At 66.6% G+C, this 24688-nt stretch carries 19 protein-coding genes; 3 read left to right on the forward strand and 16 right to left on the reverse strand.

Features of this window, described 5'->3' with window-relative positions:
- Nucleotide 1 precedes the first annotated feature (1 nt).
- The 6 genes from ACYVJ4_RS00705 to ACYVJ4_RS00730 all read right to left on the reverse strand — a co-directional run bounded on the left by ACYVJ4_RS00705 (nt 2) and on the right by ACYVJ4_RS00730 (nt 7518).
- Complete coding sequence (locus ACYVJ4_RS00705) at nt 2-613, reverse strand: hypothetical protein (RefSeq protein ID WP_460458179.1); 612 nt, start codon at nt 611-613, stop codon at nt 2-4.
- On the reverse strand, nt 606-2315 hold the full coding sequence (locus ACYVJ4_RS00710; protein WP_460458180.1) for a type IV secretory system conjugative DNA transfer family protein: 1710 nt from the start codon (nt 2313-2315) through the stop codon (nt 606-608). Before ACYVJ4_RS00710 ends, ACYVJ4_RS00705 begins: the two co-directional genes overlap by 8 nt.
- Before the next feature lie 32 nt (nt 2316-2347).
- Entirely contained in the window at nt 2348-3706 is a 1359-nt protein-coding gene (locus tag ACYVJ4_RS00715; protein ID WP_460458181.1) for a hypothetical protein, read from the reverse strand.
- Entirely contained in the window at nt 3703-5238 is a 1536-nt protein-coding gene (locus ACYVJ4_RS00720; protein WP_460458182.1) for an SCO6880 family protein, read from the reverse strand. Before ACYVJ4_RS00720 ends, ACYVJ4_RS00715 begins: the two co-directional genes overlap by 4 nt.
- Entirely contained in the window at nt 5235-6452 is a 1218-nt protein-coding gene (locus tag ACYVJ4_RS00725; protein WP_460458183.1) for a hypothetical protein, read from the reverse strand. The genes ACYVJ4_RS00720 and ACYVJ4_RS00725 overlap by 4 nt, the downstream gene beginning before the upstream one ends.
- A 703-nt stretch (nt 6453-7155) precedes the next feature.
- Nucleotides 7156-7518, reverse strand: a complete 363-nt coding sequence (locus ACYVJ4_RS00730; protein WP_460458184.1) for a hypothetical protein — start codon at nt 7516-7518, stop codon at nt 7156-7158.
- A 148-nt stretch (nt 7519-7666) separates the two neighbouring features.
- Between ACYVJ4_RS00730 and ACYVJ4_RS00735 the strand changes: the two genes are divergently transcribed.
- Together ACYVJ4_RS00735 and ACYVJ4_RS00740 are read left to right on the forward strand one after the other, a co-directional pair.
- Entirely contained in the window at nt 7667-7894 is a 228-nt protein-coding gene (locus tag ACYVJ4_RS00735; RefSeq protein ID WP_460458185.1) for a helix-turn-helix domain-containing protein, read from the forward strand.
- Nucleotides 7895-8001: 107 nt separating this feature from the next.
- Nucleotides 8002-8874, forward strand: a complete 873-nt coding sequence (locus ACYVJ4_RS00740) for a hypothetical protein (protein WP_460458186.1) — start codon at nt 8002-8004, stop codon at nt 8872-8874.
- 159 nt (nt 8875-9033) lie between these two features.
- Here the strand turns inward: ACYVJ4_RS00740 and ACYVJ4_RS00745 are convergent, their stop codons facing one another.
- The 5 genes from ACYVJ4_RS00745 to ACYVJ4_RS00765 form a co-directional block, all read right to left on the reverse strand.
- Entirely contained in the window at nt 9034-10539 is a 1506-nt protein-coding gene (locus tag ACYVJ4_RS00745) for a hypothetical protein (protein WP_460458187.1), read from the reverse strand.
- A 707-nt stretch (nt 10540-11246) separates the two neighbouring features.
- Nucleotides 11247-11696, reverse strand: coding sequence for a hypothetical protein (locus ACYVJ4_RS00750; protein ID WP_460458188.1), 450 nt, complete (start codon nt 11694-11696; stop codon nt 11247-11249).
- A 467-nt stretch (nt 11697-12163) separates the two neighbouring features.
- The gene (locus ACYVJ4_RS00755; RefSeq protein ID WP_460458189.1) at nt 12164-12421 is read right to left on the reverse strand and encodes a hypothetical protein; all 258 of its coding nucleotides are present in this window, start codon (nt 12419-12421) and stop codon (nt 12164-12166) included.
- Between the two features lie 288 nt (nt 12422-12709).
- Nucleotides 12710-13270, reverse strand: a complete 561-nt coding sequence (locus ACYVJ4_RS00760) for a hypothetical protein (protein ID WP_460458190.1) — start codon at nt 13268-13270, stop codon at nt 12710-12712.
- A 121-nt stretch (nt 13271-13391) separates the two neighbouring features.
- Nucleotides 13392-13745, reverse strand: coding sequence for a hypothetical protein (locus ACYVJ4_RS00765; protein WP_460458191.1), 354 nt, complete (start codon nt 13743-13745; stop codon nt 13392-13394).
- 705 nt (nt 13746-14450) lie between these two features.
- On the opposite strand from ACYVJ4_RS00765, the gene ACYVJ4_RS00770 reads away from it, so the two are divergent.
- Entirely contained in the window at nt 14451-14975 is a 525-nt protein-coding gene (locus ACYVJ4_RS00770) for a hypothetical protein (protein WP_460458192.1), read from the forward strand.
- Between the two features lie 751 nt (nt 14976-15726).
- Here ACYVJ4_RS00770 and ACYVJ4_RS00775 read toward each other — a convergent pair.
- Genes ACYVJ4_RS00775 through ACYVJ4_RS00795 form a run of 5 tightly spaced genes read right to left on the reverse strand, consistent with a single transcriptional unit; the run spans nt 15727 to nt 24646 of the window.
- Nucleotides 15727-18303 (reverse strand): DEAD/DEAH box helicase, encoded by a 2577-nt coding sequence (locus tag ACYVJ4_RS00775; RefSeq protein WP_460458193.1) that lies wholly within the window; start codon nt 18301-18303, stop codon nt 15727-15729.
- Nucleotides 18281-18634 carry a M48 metallopeptidase family protein gene (locus tag ACYVJ4_RS00780; RefSeq protein ID WP_460458194.1) on the reverse strand — a complete coding sequence of 118 codons (354 nt, stop codon included), beginning with the start codon at nt 18632-18634 and terminating at the stop codon, nt 18281-18283. The genes ACYVJ4_RS00775 and ACYVJ4_RS00780 overlap by 23 nt, the downstream gene beginning before the upstream one ends.
- Nucleotides 18634-21576, reverse strand: a complete 2943-nt coding sequence (locus tag ACYVJ4_RS00785; RefSeq protein WP_460458195.1) for a type I restriction endonuclease subunit R — start codon at nt 21574-21576, stop codon at nt 18634-18636. Before ACYVJ4_RS00785 ends, ACYVJ4_RS00780 begins: the two co-directional genes overlap by 1 nt.
- Nucleotides 21573-22826 carry a restriction endonuclease subunit S gene (locus ACYVJ4_RS00790; RefSeq protein ID WP_460458196.1) on the reverse strand — a complete coding sequence of 418 codons (1254 nt, stop codon included), beginning with the start codon at nt 22824-22826 and terminating at the stop codon, nt 21573-21575. The genes ACYVJ4_RS00785 and ACYVJ4_RS00790 overlap by 4 nt, the downstream gene beginning before the upstream one ends.
- Nucleotides 22823-24646: an N-6 DNA methylase gene (locus tag ACYVJ4_RS00795; RefSeq protein ID WP_460458197.1), complete on the reverse strand. Its 1824-nt coding sequence runs from the start codon at nt 24644-24646 to the stop codon at nt 22823-22825. The genes ACYVJ4_RS00790 and ACYVJ4_RS00795 overlap by 4 nt, the downstream gene beginning before the upstream one ends.
- Nucleotides 24647-24688 lie beyond the last annotated feature (42 nt).

Here is a 24688-nt window from a genome sequence, read left to right on the forward strand (position 1 = left end):
ACTACCCCTCGGTCCAGGTTCTTGGCATCGCACTCTGTTGCGCCCTTGCTCCCTCGTCCAGCACGGCTGTGGACGGCGGCGGCACCGGCCCGTAGACGCCCGCGGCCCGCGGCTCGTGAAGGTCTCCGCACACGACGCCCCACCGCTTCACGCGCTCGAGAGCACCAGGCAGGTAGTGGGCGTGGAAGTCGGCCGGCGCTGTCGGACGGGGATCGTCACCGTGGAAGGCCGCGCGCCACGCCCAGTGGAGCGCGGAGAGCTCCTCGATCAGTTCGGGGTGACGCGGCCAGCAGGGCGGCAACATCTGTGCGACCGGGTAGCGATGACGCAGCCAGCCCACCCACTCGCGTAACGCTGACATGGCGGCTCGCGCCGCGTCGTCCGGCATGCGCCGCCAGTTCCACGGCGCCCAGTCATCGTCCTCGTCCTGGTACTCCGTCGAGACCGCCACAGCGGACGTCTCGCGCCACTCGCGCAGCTCCTCCGAGACCCGCTCGACGTGCAGGGCGAGGCGCGCAGTCGAGGCCTGCTCGGCCAGCAGCGCGCGAGCCACGCCGTCGACGTCCGTGAGTTGGTGCATCTCCCCGGTCGTGTGGTTCATGTACTCAGTCACGAGGCGCTCCTGCTCTGCTAGCGACGGCGACGAGGCGGCGCAGGTCGCGATCCGCGAAGCTGCGCCGGAGTCGAATCCTCATCGGCGCGAGGTTCTGGTAGGCGACCACCGCCTGCCCGGCCTGCAGCTCGCGCAGGGTGTGCAGCGGCGCGAGCTCGCGCTGCGACTCGGACGTCGACGTAGAGCGCGCCCCGTCAGCCGCTCGCGTGACTGACGACGACTTCACGCGGGAGCGTCCCAGCAGCTGCGAGAAGTACTGCAGCGTCTCGAGATCGCCGACTCCGGGGAGCAGGATCCTCAGCTTCGCGTTGGACAGGATCGTCCGAGCGACCTGCCGCGATCCCGACGCGTGCTCGAGCTGCCCGAGGTCGTGGTACGCCAGCAGCAGCTGGATGCCGTTGCCGCGGGCCGTAGTGAGGAGTGCAGGCAGTCGCGGAAACCTCAGCACGTTGGCCGCCTCGTCCAGCGCGAGCAGCAGTCGCGAAGGGAGAGGCCCGCCCAGAGCGGCCGCGCGGTGCTCCGCCGCGTGCACCACCGCAGCCAAGAGCGCGGTCACCACGGGCGCGAAGCGATCACCGTCCGACTCCGGCGCGACGATCAGCAACGTGGCGTGCCGTCCCTTGCCACTTTCGAGGAACTGCGCCACGTCGAACGGCTCGCCGACCGCGGCATCTGCGCTTCGTGAGTACGCGTCAGCGATGCCGTAGGCGGTGAAAAGCACGGACCCGACTCCCTCGTCGTGGATGGCCCACGTCGACATGAACTCGCGCTTGGCCTCTGTCCACTCGGCCGCACCGGTGACGGCGGCTTGCTCCGCCAGAACTGCACCGACTCGCTCGACGGCGGCCTGACCGTCGTAGATCCACTGCACGAACTGCTTCGTCCCCCCGCCAGAAGCATGAGCCGCCATGAGCAGGGGCTTAATCAGCTTTCGGGCTTGCAGCACCCACGCGCGAGCCCGGTCGTCGCGCGCCAGCCCTGACGCCTCGCAGAGCCACTCCGCCATGCGGTCGGCCGACGTGGCGTCGGCCGCGTAGCCGACCGGCGACCAGGACGCCTGACGGAACCGTGCGCCTCGCAGGCTGCCCTCGGGCAGGCCAGCGGCGGCGAAGACGTACACGGGCCCTGTACGTGAGCGAACGGCGATGACGTCCTCCAGGTCCTGCGGTTTGGTCGTCGTCATCACGACCGGGCCATCCCACTCGAGAGTGTTCGGGATGATGAGCGACGTGGTCTTGCCACTGCCGTTAGGCCCGATGGCGATGGCCGAGATGCAGTCCTCCCCGGCCAGAAGTCGTCCCGTGCGACGGCTTCGACCAGCGACGAGTCGATGGCGCCGACGCTCCGGCGCGGCCGGCACGCGCATGAGCAATTCCCCTCGAGCTGACGCCCACCTGGCGCCGGCCTCGGGCCGCATACGGCGTCGCCAAGCCAGCACGCCAGCCATCAGCGCGACGAGACCTAGTGCCGTGAGCGCTGCGCTCACGATCCAGAACACCGTCGGCTGAACCGCGGCCGAGTCGAGGACGCCCGCCTCGCGGCCGCCCAGATGATGGGGCGTCTGTGCGCGAAGCGTGACGACGTGCCAGGCCCAGCCGTGACCGGTTGCAGCATTCGTGATCGAGGCCGCACAGCTGAGGACTGCGTCGGCCGCAGCAGCCGTCGCGGCCATCGCCACGAGCACCGCCACGCCCAGGTCCACGGCCGGCCCTGCGTGCGTCGATCCCCTTGTGCTCATCCGGCCACCCGTCGTGCCGCGACGAGAGGAGCGGAGGACGCCATGGTGTCGCGCGTGGTGGTCAGCGCGACCTCTTCCGGCGCCAGCAGGGTCTGCACCAGGAAGGAGCGGTCGCCCATCTTCCATAGCGCCTGTCCTGTCCGCATCACACGAGGCGATGTCACGATGCGGACTTCGGTCTCGGTCAGACCGAGGACGTTGCGCAGCGTCGAGATCTCGGAAGCAGGTTGGGAGTAGATGACGCGGGTGGCGCAGTCAGCCACCAGGTTCTCGGTGATCTGCCGGACGCGCGAGCCCTCTTCGCCAGAGGCGCGCAGGTCAGCCAGCTTGTGCACCAGGTAGATGGACGAGACGTTGTGGTCGCGCGACAGCTTCGTCCTCTCCTGAGCGGCTTCCGCCTCCCGCGCCAGGGCCAAGGCCCTCCAGGCCTCGTCGGTGACGTGGATCGTCGGCTGGACCTTGCCGGCGCGCTTGCCAGCTGCGATGAGCCCTCGCTGCCACGCGGTGGCGCAGAGCATCAGGATCCCCATCCCCGACGAGCCACCAGCGTCGGCGATGTCTAGCGCCAACAACGGCGCGTCGATCCTGATGCCGTCACTGGTCGGGCCGTCGAACATGCCTCGCAGCTGCCCCGACACCAGCTCGTCGAGACCGTTGGTCAGTTCCCGCGCATCGCTGGCGAACGTCTGCTTGGTGACGCCTTGCTGACCAGCCATCTCCGTTGTCGGCTTGAACAGCAGCCGAACCACATCCGGCAGCGTGGCCTCACCGGACGTCGGCCCGCTGTCGGCGCGCTCCGCCTCACGCAGTGCGATGCGCGCCATCGCCTTCTCGGTCGACGTCAACGGCCGACTCAGCGCTACCTCGCACACCGCATACAGCAGCATGAGGCGATCGGTGTGCTCCGCCCACGGCGACAACGGGTTCAGCCGGGCACCGCAGCCGTCTCCGGCGCCAGGCCGCAAAGAGATGACTGAGCCGCCCAAGGCTTCGGCCAGCGCCACGTACTCGCGCTTGACGTCGATGACGAGGGCGCGACGTCCGAAGACCCCGACCTGCCGGTGCAGGTAAGCCTTCACCCCGGTGGACTTGCCGGCGTTCTGGTTGCCGAGCACGAGCATGTTGGGGTTGGACAGGAGTCCCGGCTGCTCGGCCTCGAACGTCCACGGACAGTATGTGAACGCTCCCCCGCCGTTCACCTCGATGCCGATGAGGCAGCCGGACGTCGAGATCGCGCCTTGTGCCTGGAACGGGTAGGCCGCCTGCAGGTGCCGGGTCGTGACCCGGTGCGTTCGCTGACGCACCCAACCGCGGCCGCCACCGGGAGTGACCGAGGCGCTCGGCAGTCGGCTCATCGCACGCCTCGGCACAGTGGCGCGGTGTACCAGAACGCCTCCGCCTGCTGACCAGCAAGGCGAACTAGCCGCATCCTGGCCGCCCGGGCCTGTGAGTGGACCTCCGCGACCGCCTCCTCGAGCTCGGGCAGGTCTGGCGCCGACACGGTGATATAGGCGGAGAACCTGACGTCGTCGTAGCCGTCGACAAGTTCGTCCTCGCGACGATGAGCCATCTCGTTCTCGCGACGCCGGCGCGACGACGTCCGGACCCCGAAGCGCGCTCGCAGGGCGTCATCGGACTCGTCGGCCGTTGCCGCTCCCTCTGCGGCCCGCAGGGCTGCGGCGCCGTCCACCGGAGCCATGGTCACCGACACGGAACGTGCGACGGAACCGGTGCGGAGCAGGAGCGGAGCGAGGAAGTCGACGCGGGACGGTCGGCGCGGCCACTCCTTGACCCAGAGCGTCGTGTGCACGGCTCCATCGGTGCGGTGCACCGAGAAGCGCTCCTCGCCCACCAAGGTCCACGCGGTCTCGGTGTCCATACCCGCCAGGTCGGGGGTCTGACCTTCGGCCGAGATCTCCGCCTGGTATCGGTGCTCCCCGGGATCGACGTGTCGCCGCAGGACCTCGCCCACCTGCCGCGGGCTGAGCATGCCGTCGACGACGACCTCCCCGCTCGCCAGCTTGTACGCGACCTGCTCCAGGCCACGGGCGCAGACGCTGGCCAGTCCTCGGTCCCCTCCACCCGCGTCTCTCACCTGCCGGGCAACCCGTCTCGGGTCCATCGCGAGCGCGACGAGCAGGTCGTGCGACTCCGACACAGGAGCCGCGCGGTGCAACAGCCGCTCGTAGCTGGCCCGAGCCTCGTGCTGCGGCGTGCCGATCTCCCGAGCGGACTGGCACATCGCGTCGGCGACGAAGCGGGCGAGTGCTCCTCCGTCGACCGGGGTCGTGGTGTCGATCCACTGCAGCCGGACCCACGGAGAGCCAGCGTCGGCGATGGACCCGATGAGCTCGGCCCAGTGCCCGGTCAGTGCCGCCTGGTCGCCCGGCTCCATCATCAGGAAGGCGCCCGCCGATCGAGCACGAAGTACTCCGACGGCGAGGTTGCCGTCGATGACGATGCCGGCCTCACGATCGCCCCACGGCACGCCGACAACGCGAGTTCGGGCACGCTGCAGAACTGCTGGAAGATCCTGCGGCACACCGGCTGACGAAGCTCGGCGTCGTCCCGCTGTCGGGGACGCTGAGATCCATCGGCCCCGACCCGCCGCCATCCGCCACGAGTACGCAGCGAGCACCAGAGCCCACTCTGCGGCGGTGGCACCGCGAATCTGAACAAGGGCTGCCGCAAGGCCGGCACACAGCATCCCCAGCCCAACGAGGAGTCCCCAGGTCCCGCCTGCTACGAGCAGGCACAGGAGGCAGCCGAGCACCGAGCCGGCGATCACGGCAAGTCCCGGAACGGAGACGCCCAACACGACTCCACGCTGCTCGAGCGGACCGAACTCGACCGTCAGCGTTTCGGCCGCTGGCGCCTGCGCGGTCATGAACGGTCCCCCGGCTTACCCTTCGCGCCTGTGTTGATCGGCGCACCGCTGACGCGTGGCGGTGCCGAAGGCGCAGGAAAGGCAGCCGCCCCTCCCGCCATGGCGGGTGGCGCCTTCGGCTTGCCGAGCGCCCCGAGCCCGGCTCCGGCAGCCCCGGCGGCCGAGACGCCGCCCGTCTTAACCGCCAGCGCGACTCGTCCAGCGCGCTGGAGCTGGCTCTGCGCCGTGCGCAGAGGCGTGGCGACGGCTGTTGCCGGAGCGGTAAGACCCGCTTGGGCCTCGCGGCGCGTCATCGCGGACCGCAGGTGGCTCTCCATGAAAGGCAGCATCTTGAACAGCAGCCACGGCATCCAGGCGGCAACGGCAACCAGCACCACGCCGGTCAAGACTGACGACCACGATGTCGCCAGCTCGTCGGCTCGGAACGAGTCGATGGCCGACCAGCCGAGCGCGATGACTGCGAAGAGGACGAACTTGGAGAGCACCAGGATCCCCAAAAACTCCGCTCCACGCTTCGCCCAACCACGCGTGGGGGCCCAGATGGTCCCGACGAGCATCAGGGGCACGAAGAACACGACGACGTGGATCATGACGCTGCGGACGAACAGCTCGACGTAGACGGCGAGCATGCCTAGGCCGATCAGCGCACCAAGCAGCGTGGCGAGTACGGCCTGCCCCGGACTGGCTGATGGCATGGGACCGAGCGGCTCCATCAGCCGCGAGAACAGGCTCGTGATGTCGGTGCGCGTGCCAGCTGACAGCTGGGCCGTCGTCGCGTCTGTGAAGAGCACGAACATCTGGACGACCACCACGGCAACGGTCGACCCGGCGAAGGCCATCACGGTGTGGGCAACCACCCGCCCCAGCTCGACCGCGGACGACTTGAGCACCGCACTGCCGATCCCGAGGATGAAGAGCAGGGCCGCATAGCTGGCGCAGGCGGCCAAGATGTTGCCGAGGCTGCTCTGGAACCACGACTGGGTCAGCTGGAGATCGCCAGGCGTGGTGAGGAATGCCGCCACTGCACCGGCGACCTCCTTCGCGGCGCCGATCATGGCTTCCGCAGTCTCTCGGAGTGCCGAGCTCACCGCGCCGCCGGCGAGTTGTCCAACGGCGCCGTGCACCAGGTCTGGGGCAGCGCACACGGGGTTGGCCTTCATGCCCGGCAGCTGGCAGATGCCCGTCGGGACCGCCGCGATCACGTGCCCGCTCATCGGTCGACCACACCGTCGACGGAGAAGGTCACAGGGCGGAACTGGCGCCCCGCCGCTACGACGTCCAGGTCACTTGACTGGGCCGACGACGAAGGCAGCCCCGGCGTCGGACCGGCCGACGTCGTCAGCTCAGAGAGTCTGAGGCGCCAGCCGGCCGCGTCAGTCCAGACCATGGGCAGCGAGGTGGTGGCCCACGTCGCTCGGGCGGGTGCCGCCGGCTCACCCGTAGAGGCAGACAGCTGGACGGACCACACGGCGACCGTGCACTCGGTGTCCGAGCAGCCGACCGTTCGGACGCCGACCGGGACGAGGCGCCATGCCGACACGCTTTCCGGCGCGAAGGCTGCGGCCATCGGGCCGCTGCCTCCGCCCTCCCCGCTCGGCTGTCCTGACCTGGTGGCAGCGGCAGCATCCTCGCGAGTAGCCACCGCGGCGATGATTCGCGCACGTGCAGCGGCGTCAACCACGAAGTCGCGAGAGGTCAGGCCGCTCAGCGCATTGAGCGCTGCCTCCACAGCCGCAGTCTTAGGGGTTCCGCTGTCCGCGCTGGGCGTGACCGGGCTGGCAACCCGACCGGGCGGCGTCCTGTCGCGGTTGTTCGGCCGCGCGCTACGGACGCCCAAGGCGAACGCGGCAGCGATCAGGGCCACCAGCGTTATGAGCCAAGCGATCCGACGACGCCACGACCGTGCGTCCTGCCGAGTCATGCCCTCGCCCCGAGCGCAAGCGCCCAGGAGATGATCGCTGGCCCCGCGCCCAGCAGGATGGCGCCTCCCACGGCGGCGAGCATCGTCATCTTCCCCGCTGCGGCGCCGGCGCTCGAGTGCATCATGCGGCCGCCGATGCCCCAGGTGGCAGCGCCGATGGCGAAAGCCCCGAGCGACAACGTGATGCAGAAGAAGGCCACCGTGTTCAGCAGGTCTTGGATCACTGCGCGGCCTGGCGCTGTTGAGGCGTCGGGCCGGTAGACGGGCGATGCCACTATCGCCGCGATCGCCGGCGACGCGGCGACTCGCAGGGCGACGTGTGAGCTGGCTGTCCGGATGACACTGGTCGACGTACGCACTGCTGCCCCCTAACGGGGACCACGTCCCCGGGTGTCCGCTTTGACCGGTACGGGCCGAGAGTGCCTGTGTCGACCGATGGTCGTCAAGCCCTTGTAGCGGTAGTTGGGATAAGATAGAAGTAGTTGAAGCGAACTGAGGTGGTCACACATGGATGGTTCGGATGAGGTCCTGACAGCCGACGAGGCTGCGGTATTGCTCAAGGTCAGCACCCAGACGGTGCTGAAGGAGAGCCGTGAAGGCCGGCTCCCCGGCATCAAGATCGGACGGGAGTGGCGGTACAGCCGGACGGCGCTGCTGGCACACCTTGGCCAGTACCCACCTGCCGAGATCCAGGGCAGCGCCCTGACGGAACCAGGTGGTGACAGACCTGCATGAGTGCGTTCCGCGGTGCTTTAGGTGTGGCCGTCCTGGCACTAGTCGTGGCGGCACCAGCCGCACTGACGGTCAGGGCAGCTGAGGGTGGCCAGGGATGCCAGCTCGTCATGACCGCCGGCCACTCCACCGATCCGCAGGCACCGCCCGCCCTGGGTGGCCGCGTGGACGCAACCCAGCTGGCGAACGCCCGGATCATCGTGGACGTCCGGCGACAGCTAGGACTGCCGCCGCGGGCCGAGGTGATCGCACTGGCCACTGCGCTGCAGGAGAGCTCGCTGCACAACCTGCCGGGCGGTGACCGCGACAGCGCGGGGCTGTTCCAGCAACGGCCCTCAGCAGGTTGGGGGTCCCTGGACCAAGTGACCAATCCTGTGTATGCCAGCGCGACCTTCTACTCGCGGCTCGTGCAGGTACCTGACTGGGCGACGGTTCCCTTGACTGAGGCAGCGCAGGCGGTTCAGCACTCGGCGTACCCGCTTGCCTATGCGCGGTGGGAGCCCGTGGCGGCTGCGCTGTCGGAAGCGGTGGGCAGCGGCGCCGAGTCGCTGCTGGCCTGCAGCGAGGACGACGTCGGCACTGACGGAATTCCGTCGCACGAGGCCATGGGCGCGGACGGACTGACCGCGACGACGCGCTCGACGAGGGACCTCGTCACCGAGGCCTTCGACGTCTATGACATCGGCGGCTACTGCCCGGGCGGTTGCTCGAGCGGCCACGTGTCGAACAGCGACCACTACACCGGACACGCGATCGACGTGATGCTCACGCCGATGGACGCGCGCCATCATCGGCTAGGCAACGCCATTGCCGCCTGGGCGGTCGCCAACGCGCGGTCGCTGCACATCCGGTATGTCATCTGGGACCGGCACATCTGGTCCACGAGCCACGCCGACGAGGGCTGGCGCCCCTACAGGCATCCCTCCGGTGGAAGCAGCCCGACCCTCAACCACGAGGACCACGTCCACATCAGCACTCTCTAGCGGCTCCGAACGCCCGCATCTGCCGATGAGCGGAGACCACCACAGGTCCGTCACATCGAGCGCTCCTTATGCTCGTTGGTCTAGACAGCTGCACGAATCTGCTCATGGCACTCGGGGCTGGCAATTGAGCAAGATCCACAGACGCTGCCACCGCTTCGCTCAAGTCGCAGCGGACGCTTCGTCGCTGACCTGATCTACCGGGAAACGAGAAAGCAGATCGCCCGGCTCCCGAGCATCGACCTGCAGCCGACTCACTGCCCGCTGCAGGCGTTGCGCGAGATGCGTCAGTGAGTCCGTCGGGGGAGGTTCATATCTGCGGTAGATGAAGCTCGGCACCAAGTCGCCCGCCATCACCGCGCTCAGGTCGGCCTTAAACATCTCCTGTTCTGCTGCCGGCAAATGTGCGTGCGCCTCCAGAGCGACGCTCCGCGCCACTTCGCGGGTGCGCTCGTCGCGTACTGCGTTCAGTAACGCCTGGCCGAACGCCCAACCCCGCTCCCGCGGTGCGTCTGCCTCCGGGCCTAGGGGGGCCTCGGCGAGCGCCACGGCGAATTCAAGTGCTAAGCGACCAGAATGAAGTGAGCCGTCACCGAGGTAAGTCAGCAACCTGGGGTCGTCAGCATATCTCCGCGTTCCACGCACCAAATCGCAGAGCAGCTCGTTGTAGGCCCGATTCCCCGTTTTCGCCAGGATCGCTAACCAGTCCACCGCCACCGCCGGCCGTTCCGACGTTATGGCGGCTCGCGCATAGCGGTCGAGCGTCTTGATCTCGGCTGCATCCAAGCCTGGGTCCTTGATTCTCAGCGAGTTCGCGGAGAATCCGGTCAACGCTTCGCTACCCTTTCCACCGGAGGCGCGCAGTGTTTCGGCCAGATCGTCGTAGGCCGTAACTATGCGCGCGCGCCCTTGCCATGTGAGCATGGCGGCCAAGACCAGGGCTGCCACTAAGGCGACGATGCTGACTGCAGCAGCAAAATGCAGACCTACAGTGATAAACAGCGCGGCGAGAGGAACGGCCACAGCCGCTCGGAACTCACCCTCCGCCACTTGGCGATCGAAGCGCGAGTACACCTCAGGCTGCACAGTCAGAAGCCGGCTGGGTACCAACTCAAGGTCGACGAGAATGCCGTGCAGCTCGTCCTCCAGATTGATGTGGCGCGACAGCCAGGCGCGGCGCTCGACCACAGCAAGGCTCGAGTTGAGAGCTAGAAGTAGTGCTTCTGCGTCGGGGTCCTTGCTGAGGAGCTGAGATCCTCCCTGCGAGAACGTTTGCCCGCCGTGCTCAGGGCGCAGCGATGCTGCGGCCTTGTCCAGCAATAGTTCGTGAAGTGCACCAACGCCACGCGCACTCAACGGTGCGTTGGCCACGACGGATTCCTTGGCCGACCGAGGGTGGTAACGCGCAAGTCGTTGGATCAAGGTGTCCGTCGCCGCGACGGACAAGATTCCGATCAGGTAGGCCGCAAAGGCGGCAGCTCCAAGTAGGGCTGGCCGTCCCAACCAGCCACTAAGACGTTGCGCGTCTGAGATCAGCGGCGTGTCGGCACTGCGAATCACAATCCATTCATGCATCCAAAGCACCACGCAAAGCAACCACAGGTACCCACTCGCCAGCGGCGCGCGCAGCTCTCGAAGGCCGGGTAGAAGACTGCCGAGAAACCCCATGCTGCACATCTAAGCGTGGTCGTTGCCCGCACGGGATCTTCTGCTTCGTGTCCGGGCCCGTCGTGGCGGAGAGGCGGTAGCGGCGGCTCAGCGGGCCGACGCCGCGTCGGCCCCAGAAGCACCGAACTCAGCCGCGCCCTTTGTGTGGCCCGCGCACGCCTTCGTGACATGGGCCAGCTCGCCGGCCACAGCCGTGGCGTCAGTCGTAGTGCTCAAGCAGGACGGCAAGTGGATCGCGGCACGAGTCGTCGGAAGGTGATCTATTCCACCCGGACGGCGTCGATGGATCAGGCGACTATCGGGCTCTCGCGGGCGGTTCTCAGAAACGGCGACATCGGCACAGACTTTCTCGAGCACCATGGCAGGCAGGCGATCGTCCGCTCATGGCGCGCTCGGGCGGCTACACTCGCCCGGATCTGCAGCACTGTGGGCGAGCGCCCGGTCATGCCGCCGCGCCGAGGGAAACGCCCGGTTGCGCCGCCTGCGGCCTGTCCTGCTTAGTGCGCAGCGGCGTCCTTGGTGCCGGCAGGTAACCGACATCTGCGTAAGGAAAACAAGTTTCACCAGCCTCGAGGCTGGTTCGCGGCTGCGACCCTTGCTAGAGCACCGATGACCGGTGGTGGACCTGGAACTGCTAGCCGGTGAGAGCGTTCTGGTGTTCGCGCCACTCATTGCCCATGGCGTGCTGCGAGCCTCGATCTCGCGAGTCAGTCATACGTCGGTTCTGGCTGAAAACCCCCTGGCTCATTCGGCGCCGCGTACCAGGCCCAGTCCAGTTTCCTCTCGAAACCTCCGGTCGGCATCCCAGTCGTCCCAAAGGTGGCGCTCCCTTCGGGGACGTTGATTTGCAGGATTTCCCCGTCGACATCCACCTCCAAGCTCAGCCGCCAGCGAACGAGCCGCGCATTGCTCACCTGACCAAATACCCTGAAAACATGCTCCTGGCCGGGCTCGATAACTACCATATTCCTTTCAAACCACGGGACGGGGCCATTGATGCGAAAGCCACCTTCATCGTAAATGCATTCCACGAGAGGGGCGTCACCCACGCCACCCAGCTCCGCCAACAGCACGGTGAAGGACTGCGCGCCCGCCGGCGGGCACGTCAGGCGTGTGCCGTCGATTGCGCGCGACTCTTGCAGTACTTCTGCGTGCATGTCGCGGATTACGACCGTCTTCGGACCCCGGCACCTAACGACGACCTCCTTATCCGATTGGCTCAAATCGATAGCGCCCCTGCTGTCCAGCCATGCACGTACGTCGCTCGGAGGCATTCCTCTCGACATCCCCTCCGGCACTCCAGTAGGCATGGCGCCCGAGATCGCGCACGTCCACATCTTGTTGCGGCCAGATTGGCGCACAGTGACAGAGACAGGGTCACCAAGTTGGCGTCTAGCGCGTCCACGCCCTAGAACTAGAGCAGCCGCGCCGCTGATCACCACGATGACTAGGCCCGCCAGGACTTCAGCTACAAGGGTGGATCTGTCCATTTGTAGGAGCGTAGTGCGGCCCCTTCCAGACTACGGTGGGCTCAGCGAGTGGCTGACGTGGTGACCTCACGCACGCCTGCTTTCCACCGTCCGCTGATGCCGCGCTGAGGGTGATCAGGCGACCTGGGGCGTCATTAGGACGGCTTCGAGCTGGTGCCGGACCGCCGTTCCGCCACCAGCGACCAGCCAGAGAAGCCGAGCCCAGCAAGGCCAAGGGCTAAGAGCGCAGCGCCGATCAGCGAATTCTTGTCCGTCGAGCGGAGACTGCAGACGAAGCCGCAGCTCTCGGGCGGGACGATGCGCACGTTCTCTAGATCGGCGTCCGTCACCTGCTCCCACGGCCTCAGAAGCGGGCTGGCGGCCAGCATCAGCCACAAGCCGAACAGCAGCACGGCTGGCGAAACACCAAGTAGGAGACTCTCCGGCCCTCCACCCGAGCCCTCCCGCTCATGCCGCGCTGCGGACGACCGCCCGGTCATGCCGCGCTGAGGGCGACCGCCCGGTCCTGCCGCGCTGGGGGCGACGGCTCGATCAGGCGGGTGGTGGCGATCGTGCCGATGAGCGCGCCAGGCCGTCCGGGTCGTTCTCCTTCTCGTTCCCTGGGCTGCACGTTGAAGGGCGCCAGCTGGGTGCCACGCACGCTCGGCCACGTGCTGGCTACTACCCGACCGAGGGCACCGTCACCAGACTCCGTGCCCAGGGTCGTCGGGATCGGACCGACCTCCTCCTCGGCGCTCCAGCTCATCGAGTTGATGCGATTGGCGCGCCACGCTGTTGAGCAGATCGTGCGTCATCCCGTGGCTCACCTTCTGTGCCGCGCGGATCGAGGCGCAAGGCCACGGGGATGCGCAACCGTCACACCTGCCTTCCAGCGGCAAGTGCTCTCCGAGTGCAGCCGCCGCCATGTCGCGCCAGATGTCGCGGCTTTTCAGCGCCGAGGCGACTTTTCGGCGCGACTCCTGGACTTCGCTCGCGTTCTTCCCGGCGTCGGCAGCCGCTGCGTCCCGTAGGGCCTGCACGCAGACCAGATGAGCTTCGGCTCGGGCGAGGCGGCGCTCGATGGACTCGCCGTCGACCGGCTCGTGACCATCACATTCGGCGCACAGCCGTCGGATGTCCTCCGGCTCCGCTGGCAGCTGCATCCACTGGATCGGGTAGGAGCAGCAACTGCATCGGCCTCTGCGCTGGACTGGCGGCTTGTTGCCGACGCCGACGTCGTACGGGTTGCGAATGATCGCCATGCTTCACGGTAGCGACGGTCGGGGACAGTCCCGGGCAGGTTCGCTCGCGGTTTAGGGGACTAGGGGCAACCGACCGGTCATGCGCTGAGGGCGACCGCCTGGTCATCCCGCAAGGAGTCGTTCAGCTATCAGCGCGTACCTGACGCTCGGTGCCCGTGTCGAAGTGGCGGTCGAGGTAGTCGCTGGTGGTGAGTTCGCTTCGCCGAATGAGAGAAAACACTTCCGCCCCGTGGCCAGGCTTCGAGCTCAGCGTGTACGCCTGACTGAACGTGAGCACTTCGCCGCCGAGATCTTCCACGTACCTGGCCGCTTCCCGTTCGGCGAGTTCAATCGCGGCGTCAGCGTCGGACGCGCGCCAGAGGGTGATCCGCTCCTCGTAGTCGATCTGACCGGGCTCGAGGTCGCGAGGTCCCCATGGCTGGTTCTCGCTCATGGCTACGACGGTTCGCACGGCGAACCAGACATCGTCGGGCATGCCCACATAGTGCCCGGTGGCCAATGCCCGCTCATGCCGCACTGAGGGCGACCGCCCGGTCATGCCGCTGACACTTGTGGTTGAGCAGAGGCCTCGCCTAGCGCAAACTCGCTGCGGACCCCGCGCTAGGCGAGGGAGCTGCCGCCCGGCCCCTCGTCCTGCATGTGGAGAGGGAGCCAGCCAGTTCGAGCCTGGCCGGGGAGGGCCCAAAGGTGGGGTCGCCATTTCCGGGTCATGCCGCGCTGAGGGCGACCGCTCGGTCATGCAGCTCGTAGGCCCACGCGGCCTAGTGCTGACCCTCGAAGACCAACAGTGGCTCCCCGCGCTCCGACTCCCAAAGATGGCCGACCCATTGCAAGCCCGTCACGGGCGGAGGTCGACCTTCTGCCAAGGTTGGCCGGACGCGTGTCCAGACGCTGGACGCGCCGGGTCCCCCTTCGTGCCATCGCGCACCTTCGGGGTACACGGACGTCACAACCGGCGCGCCGCCCGCGATGAGGTCCGAACACATTCTTCGTTTGAGGCGGCGGGGGGTACGCCGGTAAGTCACCCCGTTAGGCCCGGGGAGCGAACCGTCGGGCAGCTCGTGAAGTTCGGTGCCATCGCCGCCCATGCGCGAAACGATAGTCATCCCGCCAGTCGTGCAGCGGCCTATCCGCTCATGCCGCAGTGACGGTGCGAACCCCAGCCATATGCGAGCGCCTCATGGGAGAGTCGTTCATGCCATCGAACGCCGAAGTGGTCGATCAGCTCGGTGCCGCGGTGAAGTCCAAAGCTCTCGTGGTCATTGAGCGGACTCCGCGCAATGCCGACAACCTCATGGGCTTCGTCCTCGCGGTGGGCGGCAAGTGGGTGCTGCTGTCGGAGATCGGCGATGGCGGATACCTCGACGAGGGCCTCGTCGCGGTCCGCTGCAGAGACATAAACGAAGTCCGACCACAGACATCGTTCGAGGCGCGGTTCGCGCAGAGCCAGCCAGGATGGCCGCCGTCGGCGCCCGCCGCCATCGACCTGAACACGACGAGCAGCATGATCCGAGACATGAGCAGGCTCGCGCCCGTCGTCGGTATCGAGCAAGAGCGTCGGTTCCACTCAGGGATGGTGGATCGGGACCGTCACAGAGGTCGGCAAAGGCTGGCTCTGGCTACTCGAAGTTCGGCGGGATGGTCGTTGGCGGAAGAATCCGTTGGGTTACCGGAACCGCCGAATCACCAAGGTGACTGTCCTTGACAGGTACCAGGTGGCGCTGGCGAGCATCGCCGGAGCTCCGCCCCGGGCGTCGACATAGCACTGTGCTTGCCGGCGCGAGGCTGGCCGAGAGTTCCGGTCATGCCGCACTGAGGGTGACCGACTCAGGCCTGCGGCGCCGCGGGACGGTCGCGGTCATGACGCCCGCGTGGGCGTGGCGCAACGGGGTTGGGGGACTTTTAAGCGACCACCAACGTCATCGGACGCTCTTGGCCTGGCGCTTCGCCACTGAAAGGCCGCCGGCGAAGCCGAGCCCGACAAGCCCGAGTGCGATGCAGGCAGCACCCACCAGAGATGGGCGCTGGTCTGTTGATCCGGAAAGGCAGTCCGCGTCCGCCAACGCGCAGGTGTCAGGAACCAACTCGCTGTGTGCTCCCCCAAGGTTTCCGGCGGACAGGTCTTGCCAAGGCCACAGAAGTGGGCCGTCTTGCAGGAGGAGCCACGCGCCAATCAGAAGCACTACAACAGAGACGACCACGAGGAGGCCAGGACGGCGAAGGGGCAGCACGCGGGGAGGCTAGCCCAGGTCAGGGACCTCCACCTTCGTCATGGCCGCAGTGCCACCCGCCCGGCGCTCGCCCCCATTGTCTGCTCATGCCGCACTCCGGCCGAGCGCCCGGTCATGCCGCGCTGAGGGCGACCGCCCGCTCAGCATCACGTTCATCTCAGACACGTCGTCGATCCCCTCTGCGGCCTGATTGGAGGTTCCGCGCCGCCAGTTCGGCACTCTGGATCATTCGCCTGGCCGAATGCGCTCTTGGGCCAGCCGGTCAACAACCTGCGTGGGTAGGCAGCCGTTCTCTGCCAGCGTCTCTTGCACGTGGCGCCGAAGGACGTGAACGGCCTCGTGCTTCGCGGCGCTGGCCAGCAAGTCCGCCCAGACCGCCTCAACATCGCCGGCGATCTGACTCACTACGTCCGTCGATGCCAGGTAGACGTTCGGGTTAGCGACGGGCGCGTGCTCGGGAGAGACGGTCAGGCGGTCCGATACGATGATCGTCGGGCTACCGGCGGGCGCGTGGTCCACGCCCTGATCCGTCGCCAGTTGGTCGAGCTGCGTGTTCGCTTGCCGAATGTCCTTCAATGGCAGAAGGCCATCGGAGTTCTCCTCCGACTTGGCCTCGACCGTCATCCAGAGCGCAGAGTCCCAGCGCCAGGCTGAGTCACAGCGCCCCTGACCAGCGGGCTTTGCAGCCTCCGCGCCGAGGAGGCTCCCCAGTACGGTCAAAGCGGCCTCATACTTGGGCGCCTCTTCCTGGCCGAGAGCCTCGCGCATCTCCGCGAGCTTCTCCTTGACTCTGTTCGGCTTAAGGTTCCCGGTGAGCTTGGCGACGATGTTGTTGACCGCCACCGCGTCGGCGGCCGCGAGCGGCACTTCCTCTGCACCAGGCAGCTCCTTCATCTCTTTCAGCCACGTGCCACGTGTCGACGCCCGCGCCGCGGTGCGAACGAGTTCCCGGGCATGGGCGCGGTGCGCCTCACCCTCGGCGCCGAGGCTGAGCCAGACGCCGGCCAGGTACAGGAGCAGCCCGCGATACCCCCGGGTGGCGTCACCACCCTTGCCCACCGCACGAGCAGCGTCCTCGAGCTTTTGGCTGGCTGCGATCCAGTCGTCGTTGAAGGCCAGTTCCCAGGCCTCGACCTCCAGCTCAGCGGACTCGCCCAGCGCTGCTGCGCCGGGCGCAGCAACCTTCACGGCCTCCTCGCGGAACTCAGCGACGAGGGGCTCACCGCCCTCGCGCCACTCGACGTCGTGGTCGAGGAAGGTCCGGACGTTGGCCAAGATGTCGGCGGCTTCGTGGCCCTTGCTGTTGTCCCAGCCGAACTGAACCTCGGCCTGTAGCTCAGGCTCGAGCGCCGTCTGGTTCTCGGGGCGCGAGAAGTACCGCGTGATGTCCGACCCGATGACGACCACCACCGCGTAGTCGTTCGGGCCGCGCGTCGCGCGACCGGCGCCCTGCACGATTCGCGTTCGCAGGCGCTCGGCGTTCGCTGCGCTGGCCTCAGCTCGCTCAGACAAGAACTTCTCCTGCAGGCTGACGGCGTCCGGCTTTCCACCGAGTACGACGATCCGGCAGTCGTCGCCAGGCAAATCCATGCCGTCGTACCGGTTCGCCAGACCGAGGACTCCCGTCGGCGACTTGGCGAACGTCGCGAGGCCTTGCTCTACGACTTCCCTGCCGAACGCGGGAACTCCGTCGCCGGCGAGCTGGCGCGCCGCGGACTCGGCATTCGCGGTCGTGGTCTGACTGAGCACGAGCGCCTTGTTCGTGATGCCGACGATGCTCTTGGTGAGGCCGACTGCATCGCCGCCCTTGACGAGGTCCGGGAAGACGAAGAGGCGTCGCCCCGACCGAGGTGGAGTCTTGCTGGGCAGAGGCATGCGGGTGATCTCGGAGCGGCCGAAGGCTCGCTCGAGCTCACCGCCGGAGCCGAGAGTCGCCGAGAGGTACACCCGTTGGCCGGCCCGAGAAAACACCCGGTTCTCGAACGTGGGCGGGATCATCGGGCGGATCTGGATCCCGCCGTAGGAGAGATAGACGCAGCAGGACGCAAGGCCGCCGCGGATCATGGCCAACTGGAACCTGAAGGAGTCACCGAGCCCCGACAGGGCCGTGTCGAGTTGGGCGAGCGCGCCCTGATCGACCGCAGGCAGGATGAGCCGTACCTGGTGGTGTGCCCCGGGGTCCGGCGCACCCTCGAGCCTCTGAATCTGGAGACCAGACAAGAACGGCCGCAGGGCGCTCAAGACAGTGAGGTAGGCCGCCTCCGCCTCGTGACGGCGAATCGTGATGCCGTAGTGCTCACCGACGAACTGCTCACCGGCGTGGGCGTCGTCGAGCACGATCAGGCGCGGCTCAGGCAGCTTCGGGTGGCTGTTGAAGATCGAGCTGTACGTCGTGACCGCGATCGCCTCACCGCCCTCGACGTCTGTCTCGTCGGTCGGGCTCCAACTGTGGTGGCTGCCGACGAGCAGCCGGGCGGGCACTCCCTCGTTCTTGGCCGTGGTGAGCACCTGGTCGGCCAGCTGCCGCGTCGGCGCCGCATAGAGCACCGGCCCCTCGGCCTTGCGACGCACCCACTCAGCGATGAGCAAGCCGGGCATCGTCTTGCCAGTGCCAGTCGGCAACTCAAGCGCCAGGTCAGAGGTGTCCTGATGCTCCTCGGCGTAAGCCCGAAGCACGTCGCCCTGATGGATCCACAGACCGCTCACCGCATCGGCCGTGCGCGGCAGCGACCCGCGCAGATACATCTCCTCCGGCGTGTCGAACTGCTGCTGAACCTTCTTAGTCTTGCCCTGAAAACCCATGGATCAGTTCCCCCGTCCGTCGTTCGGTCGAATGCCGGCTCTCGCGTTCCAGTTCGCGCCAGTTGGGAACGAGGGCGGACAGCATCGCTTGGAAGCGCTTGCCGTGTGTCTTGTAGCGGAGGTGCAGCAGTTCGTGGACGATCACGTAGTCCTGGAATGACTCGTCAGCGTCGGCCAGTTCGTCGGCGAACGTCACGACGCCCTCGCTGGTGCACGAGCCCCACTTCTTGGGCATGTCGGCGATTTCGACGCGCTCCGGATTCACCCTAAGACGGAGCGCCCAAGCCATGGCGCGCCGCTTGAGCTGCTGGTCGGGGTAGAGCGACGACATCAGGTCGTTTCCGTCTGCTCGAGGACCTGCATGATCTGCTCCACCGCCGCCTTGCGCTGCTCGTCCGGCAGCCTGATGACCGGCTTGTAGAGATTGAGGCGCAGGCGGCGCTGTTCGTCGGCGTTCTCCACCCAGTTCGGAAACTTGCCGAGCACCGTTTCGACCTCCCGAGCAACAGCGAGGCTGTCGAGACCCGCGGCGGCGAAGCTCTCGTCCCGACTGAGCTGCCAGTGGACCGCGAAGCCCACGTCGCTCAGACCGCTATTCTCGGCCGCCTTACGAGCCTCGTCCTTTTCGGCGACGAGTGCTGCGATGTCATCCATCGCGGCCATGCCGGTGATCTTGCGTTCCTCTAGGTTCCGAATGATCTGGTCAGCGCGCTCCTTCAGGGCACGCAGTACGACGGCCTTCGCGGGGTCCTCGTCCATCTCCTTTCGAAGGCCACGCAGCAAGTTGTAGACCTTGCCCTCGTCCGGGCCATCCTCGCCTCTGAGCTGCTCCAGGGTGGCGACGTCGAACGTGACGACCTTCGCGATGCGGCCCAGACCCTCCTGCTCCGCGCTGCCCTCGATGAGCCGGCGGGTCTTGTACTCCAGATCACCCAGGAAACCACCGGTCTCCGAGTACGCGTTGCGAACGGCTGCATACAGCTGACTGAGCCGCTTGTAGGTCGTGATGTGGTCGCGCAGCTCCGCCGAGGGCGACAAGATCTCCCAGAGCGCCTCGACGTCCTTGTAGTCCTCGAAGAACGTCTTCCGGGCGTCAGGGTCGATGAACCGGCCGTAGACGATCTTCTCCAGCTGCTGATCAGGGCTGTCCTGTGAGTCGACCTGAAGGTAGTTCTCGGCCGCCTCGCTGATCCGCCGGTGGAGGTCCTCCATCATGGAGTCCAGATCTTCGATCGCTCCGCCGATGTCATCCGAGTCGAAGCGAAGTGCCTTCTGGAGCTCGCGCAAGATCCCGACGAAATCCACGACCAGGCCGACGCGCTTCTGGACCCCTTCGGCGTCCACGTACGGCCGGTTCACACGCGCGATGGCCTGCAGCAGCACGTGGTCCCGCATCGGCTTGTCCAGATACATGGTGTAGAGAACCGGAGCGTCGTACCCGGTGAGCAACTTGTCGGTGACGATCAGGATCTTTGGCTGCTCGGCGGGCTTCTTGAACGACTTGCGCACCTCCTGCTCGCGGGTCTCGCTGAGCTGGAGTTCCGCGACCTGGGGTCGGTCGACGACGTCCGAGGGATTGCTGCTGTAGACGACCTCCGACCACTCGGGCGGGAGGTGCCGGTCCAGGGCCCTCTTGTACTTCGCGCAGGTCGCCCGGTCGACGGCGACCAGGAAGGCCTTGTAGTGCAGCGGATCAACGTTCTCGCGGAAGTGGTTGGCTACGAATTCCGCCACCTGCTCAACGCGGTCGTCTGCGCCGAGGAAGGCGCGGATGCCAACGGCCCGGTCGAGTACGCGGTTGAGCTCCTCGACGTCCGTCACTTCCTCGGACTCCGCGAGCGCGAAGAACTCCTCGTCGAGCTGCTCCGTCGGAATGGTCATGGTTGACGGCGCCATCATGTAGCGGATCGGCAGTGTGGTGCCGTCGTCGATGGACTCCTTGATCGGATACCGGTCGAGGTACCCGTCCTCATCCTGGGTGCCGAAGATCTGGAACGAGCCGGAGCCGCCCTTCGCGCTCCCGACCGGCGTTCCCGTGAAGCCGATGATGGTGGCCTTCGGCATGGCTGCCATGAGGTAGCTGCCCAGGTCCTTAGCAACCGATCGGTGCGCCTCGTCGATGAATACGTAGATGTTGTCGCGGGGCGAGCTGTCCTTCTTGATCTCCTCGAACTTCTGAATCATCGAGATGACCAGGCCCCGGAAGTCGGCGTCGAGCAGCTCCTTCAGCTCAGCCTTGGAGTTGGCCCGCCGGACGGCGATGTCGTTCGCCTGCATCTCGCCGAGCAACCGGTCGACCCACTCACGGAGCTGGCCCTCGAGTTCGGTGCGGTCGACGACCAAGATCACGGTCCCGTTGCTGAAGCGGTCCTTGTCCTCGAGGATCAGGCGCGCCGCGGTGAGCAGCGTGAACGTCTTGCCGGAGCCCTGCGTGTGCCAGATCAGACCGCGGTTCTTCTCGGGGTCATCGCAGCGGTTGACGATCTTGTCGATGGCCCGTCGCTGGTGCTCGCGCAACACGGACTTCCGGGTTTCGCCGTCCTCGACGTAGAACAGGATCCAGTGCTGCAGCGTGCGCAGGAAGTCGGTCGGCTCGAAGAATGCCTGGACGGCGAACCGGTACTCCTCGTCTGGCGCCTGCTTCCACTTGGAGATGAAGCGGCGGTTCGCGTTCCACGTGACGCCGTACCAATAATCGAGCAGGTGCGTCACGTTGAAGAGCTGGGGCGCGGCCAGAAGCTCGGGCGTCTCCTTCTCGTAGCGCCGGAGCTGCGTGACAGCGCGGTCAAGCGCTCCTCCATCCTTGGGGTTCTTGTGCTCGACAACTGCCACCGGCAGCCCATTGATGACGAACATGACGTCGGCGCGATTGCCCTTGCGGGCGAGCGGCTCGATCTTCCACTCCCACGTGACGACGAAGTCGTTGTTGGTCGGTGTATCGAAGTCGATGACACGGACGGGACGATGCCGCTTCTCGACTTCGTCGTACCACTGGCGCTCACCCCGGATCCACGAAAGGACCTCGCGGTTGCCTTCGATGGTGGACGGCAGCGCGTCGATGGTGTCGACGATGGCCCGTGCCTGGCCGTCGGTCAGCCACGAGTTGAGCTCCAGCAGCTTCTCCTCGAGATCGTCACGGAAGAGCATGTTGGCGCGCCCCTGCCGCTTCGCCTCTGCTTCGGCCTGGGTCAGCGGCGTCCAGCCGATCTCGACGGCGTGCTTCACCATCGGGAACTGGACCGTGAAGGCCTCGTTGATCTTGAGCGTGGTCATGCGGCACTGCCCTTCTCAGTAATCACAAGCGCGACCTCCCCGATAAGACCGGCGACATTGAGGTCACCGCTCATCAGGCCCGTAAGCAGAGTGGAGAACAGCGCTTCCAGGAGGGGCAGGCGCGCTTCGTGCAACCGGGTCTTCTCGTCGAGCGCGTCCAGCAGCTCGACAATCTCCGCCTGCCGATCACTGCTGACGGGGTAGGTGATCGCGAAATCTCGGACGATGTCGAGGTTCAGGTTCTGCTGCTGGCCGCCGTGGGCCAAGTGACGCAGCTCGTCGTACTGGTGCGCCAGGTAGTGGTAGAGGTACCGGCTGTCGACAGCATCGTTCTTCGGCAGGATGGCCGCGCACGCCTGGTTCGAAGCGGCCTCGATGCCGAGCACAGCGACCTTGCCCCGCGTCACGCCCTGGCCGTACATGGCCAGGAGAATGGTGCCGACCGGAAGGATCTTCGCGGCCGAGTTGTCGAGGCCGAGCTGCGTTATGTGCTCCGATGTTTCGCTGATCACCGTGTAGTTGACCTCGGTGGTCTTCACCCACGGGATGGTGCCGCCGGTCCAGTACTCCGCGACCGCCCGCGATGGCGTACCGCCAGACGAGACCACGTAGTTCTCCCCGAGGGGCTCGGTCACCCAGCTGCCTTCCGTACCGCCGTCGCGTGCCGCGAAGAGCTGATACCCGACGGCCCGGGTGAGCGCCTTGGTCGCGGCCAGCGTTTCGCGGTCGCTCGCGATGGCGTTGCGCACGACGTCGAGGAGATCCGCGATCGCCTTCTGTTCCTTGTCGGAGGGCACCGGCACCGGGATGCGGTCGATCTTCGACTTGTTGAGGGTGTTGCCCTTGATCTGGCGATCCTGCAACTGGGAGTAGTCGACCTGGGACAAGTAGTAGCCAAGGAAGCGCTGATCCATGCCGGGCTTCGGGTAGATCGAGATGATCGCCTCGTTGTGCACAGCAGGCACGCCAAGCGTCGCAACGCGTCCGATCGTGAGCTTGAAGCTCATCAGCAGGGTGCCGGCCGGAACCAGCTGGCCACGGAAAACCTTCTCGTGCGCGGCGGCCGAGGCCGTCTCCTTCGTCGTAGTTACGACGCCGTACGCCGACATGTCGGAGATCGTCACCCAAGGCACGTTGTCCGGACCCGCAGTCCAGTACTCGGGGGTCGCGCGAGCCGGAGTCCTTCCCACGTCGTAGTCGGCGACCTGCTTTAAGGGACTGACCGACCACGCGTCGGCCACGCCGCTCACTGCGCCACCTGCTTCACGAGGCGATAGACGGCCTCATTGACCGACACCGCCCGCCCGTCGATCGCCATGAGGTCTCCGAGAAGCTCTTCGATGGAGCGCTGGTCGAGGTCAGCAGTTCGACGCACCCATCGTGCGGGGCTCAGGTTGTAGTCGGCCTCGGCCAGGTCTGCAGTTTCGACGACCGCCACTTCTCCCTCGACGGACTCGGCCGCCGCGTACAGCGCGGCCAGGTCCCTGACGTCCGAGTCGGCGATGTGGTTTTTCGGCTTCCCCTTGGTGGCACGGTGGCTGGCGTTAACCAGGATCACCTTGCCCTTGCGGCTGGCCGGCTTGCGCTTGTTCATGATCACGATCACGCCCGCCGCCGACGTGTTGTAGAAGAGGTTGTCCGGCAGGAGGATGACGCCCTCGATGTAGTCGTGGTCGACGAACCACTGGCGGATGTTTCGTTCCTTGTCCTCGTTCTTGGAGCCGGATCCGCGCGTTATTGCTCCGGTGTCCAGGACAACTGCAGCCCGGCCCCCGTCGTTGAGGGTGAAGAGGGTGTGCTGCAGCCAGGCCCAGTCCCCCTTGCCGGAGGTGATGCCGCCGTACTTAGCGAACCGGTCGAACGGGTCGTCAGCGAAGAGGTCAGGGTCGAATGGCTGGTTCCACATCGGGTTCGCAACGACGACGTCGAAGCGCATGAGTGAGCCGGTCGCGTCGCGGAACTTGGGGTTGATCATGGTGTCGCCACGCTGTAGATCGACGTCCATGTCGTGGATGATCGTGTTCATGCGAGCCACCGCGTAGCTCTCGGCCTGGAGCTCCTGGCCGTACATCTTGAGCGGCACCTTGCTCGTAGGGTCGAGCTCTCGGGCAACAAGCTGCAGCTTGATCAGCAGACCGCCGGAGCCGCTGGCGTAGTCATGACAGGTCTCGCCCGGCCTCGGCCGAAGGATGTTGGCCATCAGGAACCCGACTTCGGTCGGCGTGAAGAACTCGCCTGCGCTCTGTCCGGAGCCCTCAGCGAACTTGCGCAGTAGGTACTCGTACGCGCGGCCGAGGAAGTCTGGCTGCACGTCGGCCAAACCAAGCCGGTAGCGCGGGTCGGAGAAGGTCTCCACGACGCCACGGAGCTTGGCGGGGTTGATGTCCCGCTCGCCGTTGCGCTCGGCGGCGAAGTCGACGACGTCAATGACACCCGACAGGTCGGGGTTGTGACGTACGACGGCGCGCACGGCCTTGGTGAGGTGCTCCCCGATATCCCGCGGTGCCGTGGACCGGCCACGGTCGTCCACGGGCCACTCGAAGGGCGTGCGCCCGGAGACTACGCTCCAGCGCGCCTCGGGCGGCAGGTAGAAGCGGAGCAGACTGTGGTCGGACTCCGCGATCTCGAGAGCCACCCCTGCATCGCCGAACTCCTCGGCGAGCCGGGCGACCTCGTCGTCGAAGACGTCTGACAGGCGCTTCAGGAAGAGGAGAGGGAGCAGGTAGTCCTTGAACTTGGGCGCGTCCTTCTCGCCACGGATCGAAGATGCCGCGTCCCAGAGCATCTGCTCCATCGACTTCGTGCCCTGAGCCGCCCCGCGACCGCGTCGGCGAGTCGGCGGCGCCGGGACGGTCGACTGCGCGTCGCCGACATCCACGCCGGCCTCGGCAGCTACCTCCAAGATGCGCGCCATCGGCGTCTTCTGAGGCTTGTTGCCTCCACCCTCCCAGCGGTTGACGGTGGCGAAGGAGACGCCGAGCTTCTCGGCCAACTCTGCCTGGGTGAAGTCCAAACGATCCCTGATCGCCAGAAGCGTCGCGGGCACATCCATATCTGTCATGTTTGTCATTTTTGCGGTCTTCTGTGACAGAAGCAAGGCGTAGCGCAAGTG

This window comes from Angustibacter peucedani (genome assembly GCF_054779595.1).

Excerpts from the sequence above, each read along its gene's own strand:
- ACYVJ4_RS00775 (WP_460458193.1), bottom strand. The coding sequence starts at position 18,303 with ATGGGTTTTCAGGGCAAGACTAAGAAGGTTCAGCAGCAGTTCGACACG.
- ACYVJ4_RS00785 (WP_460458195.1), bottom strand. The coding sequence starts at position 21,576 with ATGACCACGCTCAAGATCAACGAGGCCTTCACGGTCCAGTTCCCGATG.
- ACYVJ4_RS00795 (WP_460458197.1), bottom strand. The coding sequence starts at position 24,646 with ATGACAAACATGACAGATATGGATGTGCCCGCGACGCTTCTGGCGATC.
- ACYVJ4_RS00765 (WP_460458191.1), bottom strand. The coding sequence starts at position 13,745 with ATGCCCGACGATGTCTGGTTCGCCGTGCGAACCGTCGTAGCCATGAGC.
- ACYVJ4_RS00770 (WP_460458192.1), top strand. The coding sequence starts at position 14,451 with ATGGGAGAGTCGTTCATGCCATCGAACGCCGAAGTGGTCGATCAGCTC.
- ACYVJ4_RS00735 (WP_460458185.1), top strand. The coding sequence starts at position 7,667 with ATGGATGGTTCGGATGAGGTCCTGACAGCCGACGAGGCTGCGGTATTG.
- ACYVJ4_RS00780 (WP_460458194.1), bottom strand. The coding sequence starts at position 18,634 with ATGTCGTCGCTCTACCCCGACCAGCAGCTCAAGCGGCGCGCCATGGCT.
- ACYVJ4_RS00745 (WP_460458187.1), bottom strand. The coding sequence starts at position 10,539 with ATGGGGTTTCTCGGCAGTCTTCTACCCGGCCTTCGAGAGCTGCGCGCG.
- ACYVJ4_RS00750 (WP_460458188.1), bottom strand. The coding sequence starts at position 11,696 with ATGCACGCAGAAGTACTGCAAGAGTCGCGCGCAATCGACGGCACACGC.
- ACYVJ4_RS00760 (WP_460458190.1), bottom strand. The coding sequence starts at position 13,270 with ATGGCGATCATTCGCAACCCGTACGACGTCGGCGTCGGCAACAAGCCG.
- ACYVJ4_RS00720 (WP_460458182.1), bottom strand. The coding sequence starts at position 5,238 with ATGACCGCGCAGGCGCCAGCGGCCGAAACGCTGACGGTCGAGTTCGGT.
- ACYVJ4_RS00715 (WP_460458181.1), bottom strand. The coding sequence starts at position 3,706 with ATGAGCCGACTGCCGAGCGCCTCGGTCACTCCCGGTGGCGGCCGCGGT.
- ACYVJ4_RS00725 (WP_460458183.1), bottom strand. The coding sequence starts at position 6,452 with ATGAGCGGGCACGTGATCGCGGCGGTCCCGACGGGCATCTGCCAGCTG.
- ACYVJ4_RS00740 (WP_460458186.1), top strand. The coding sequence starts at position 8,002 with ATGACCGCCGGCCACTCCACCGATCCGCAGGCACCGCCCGCCCTGGGT.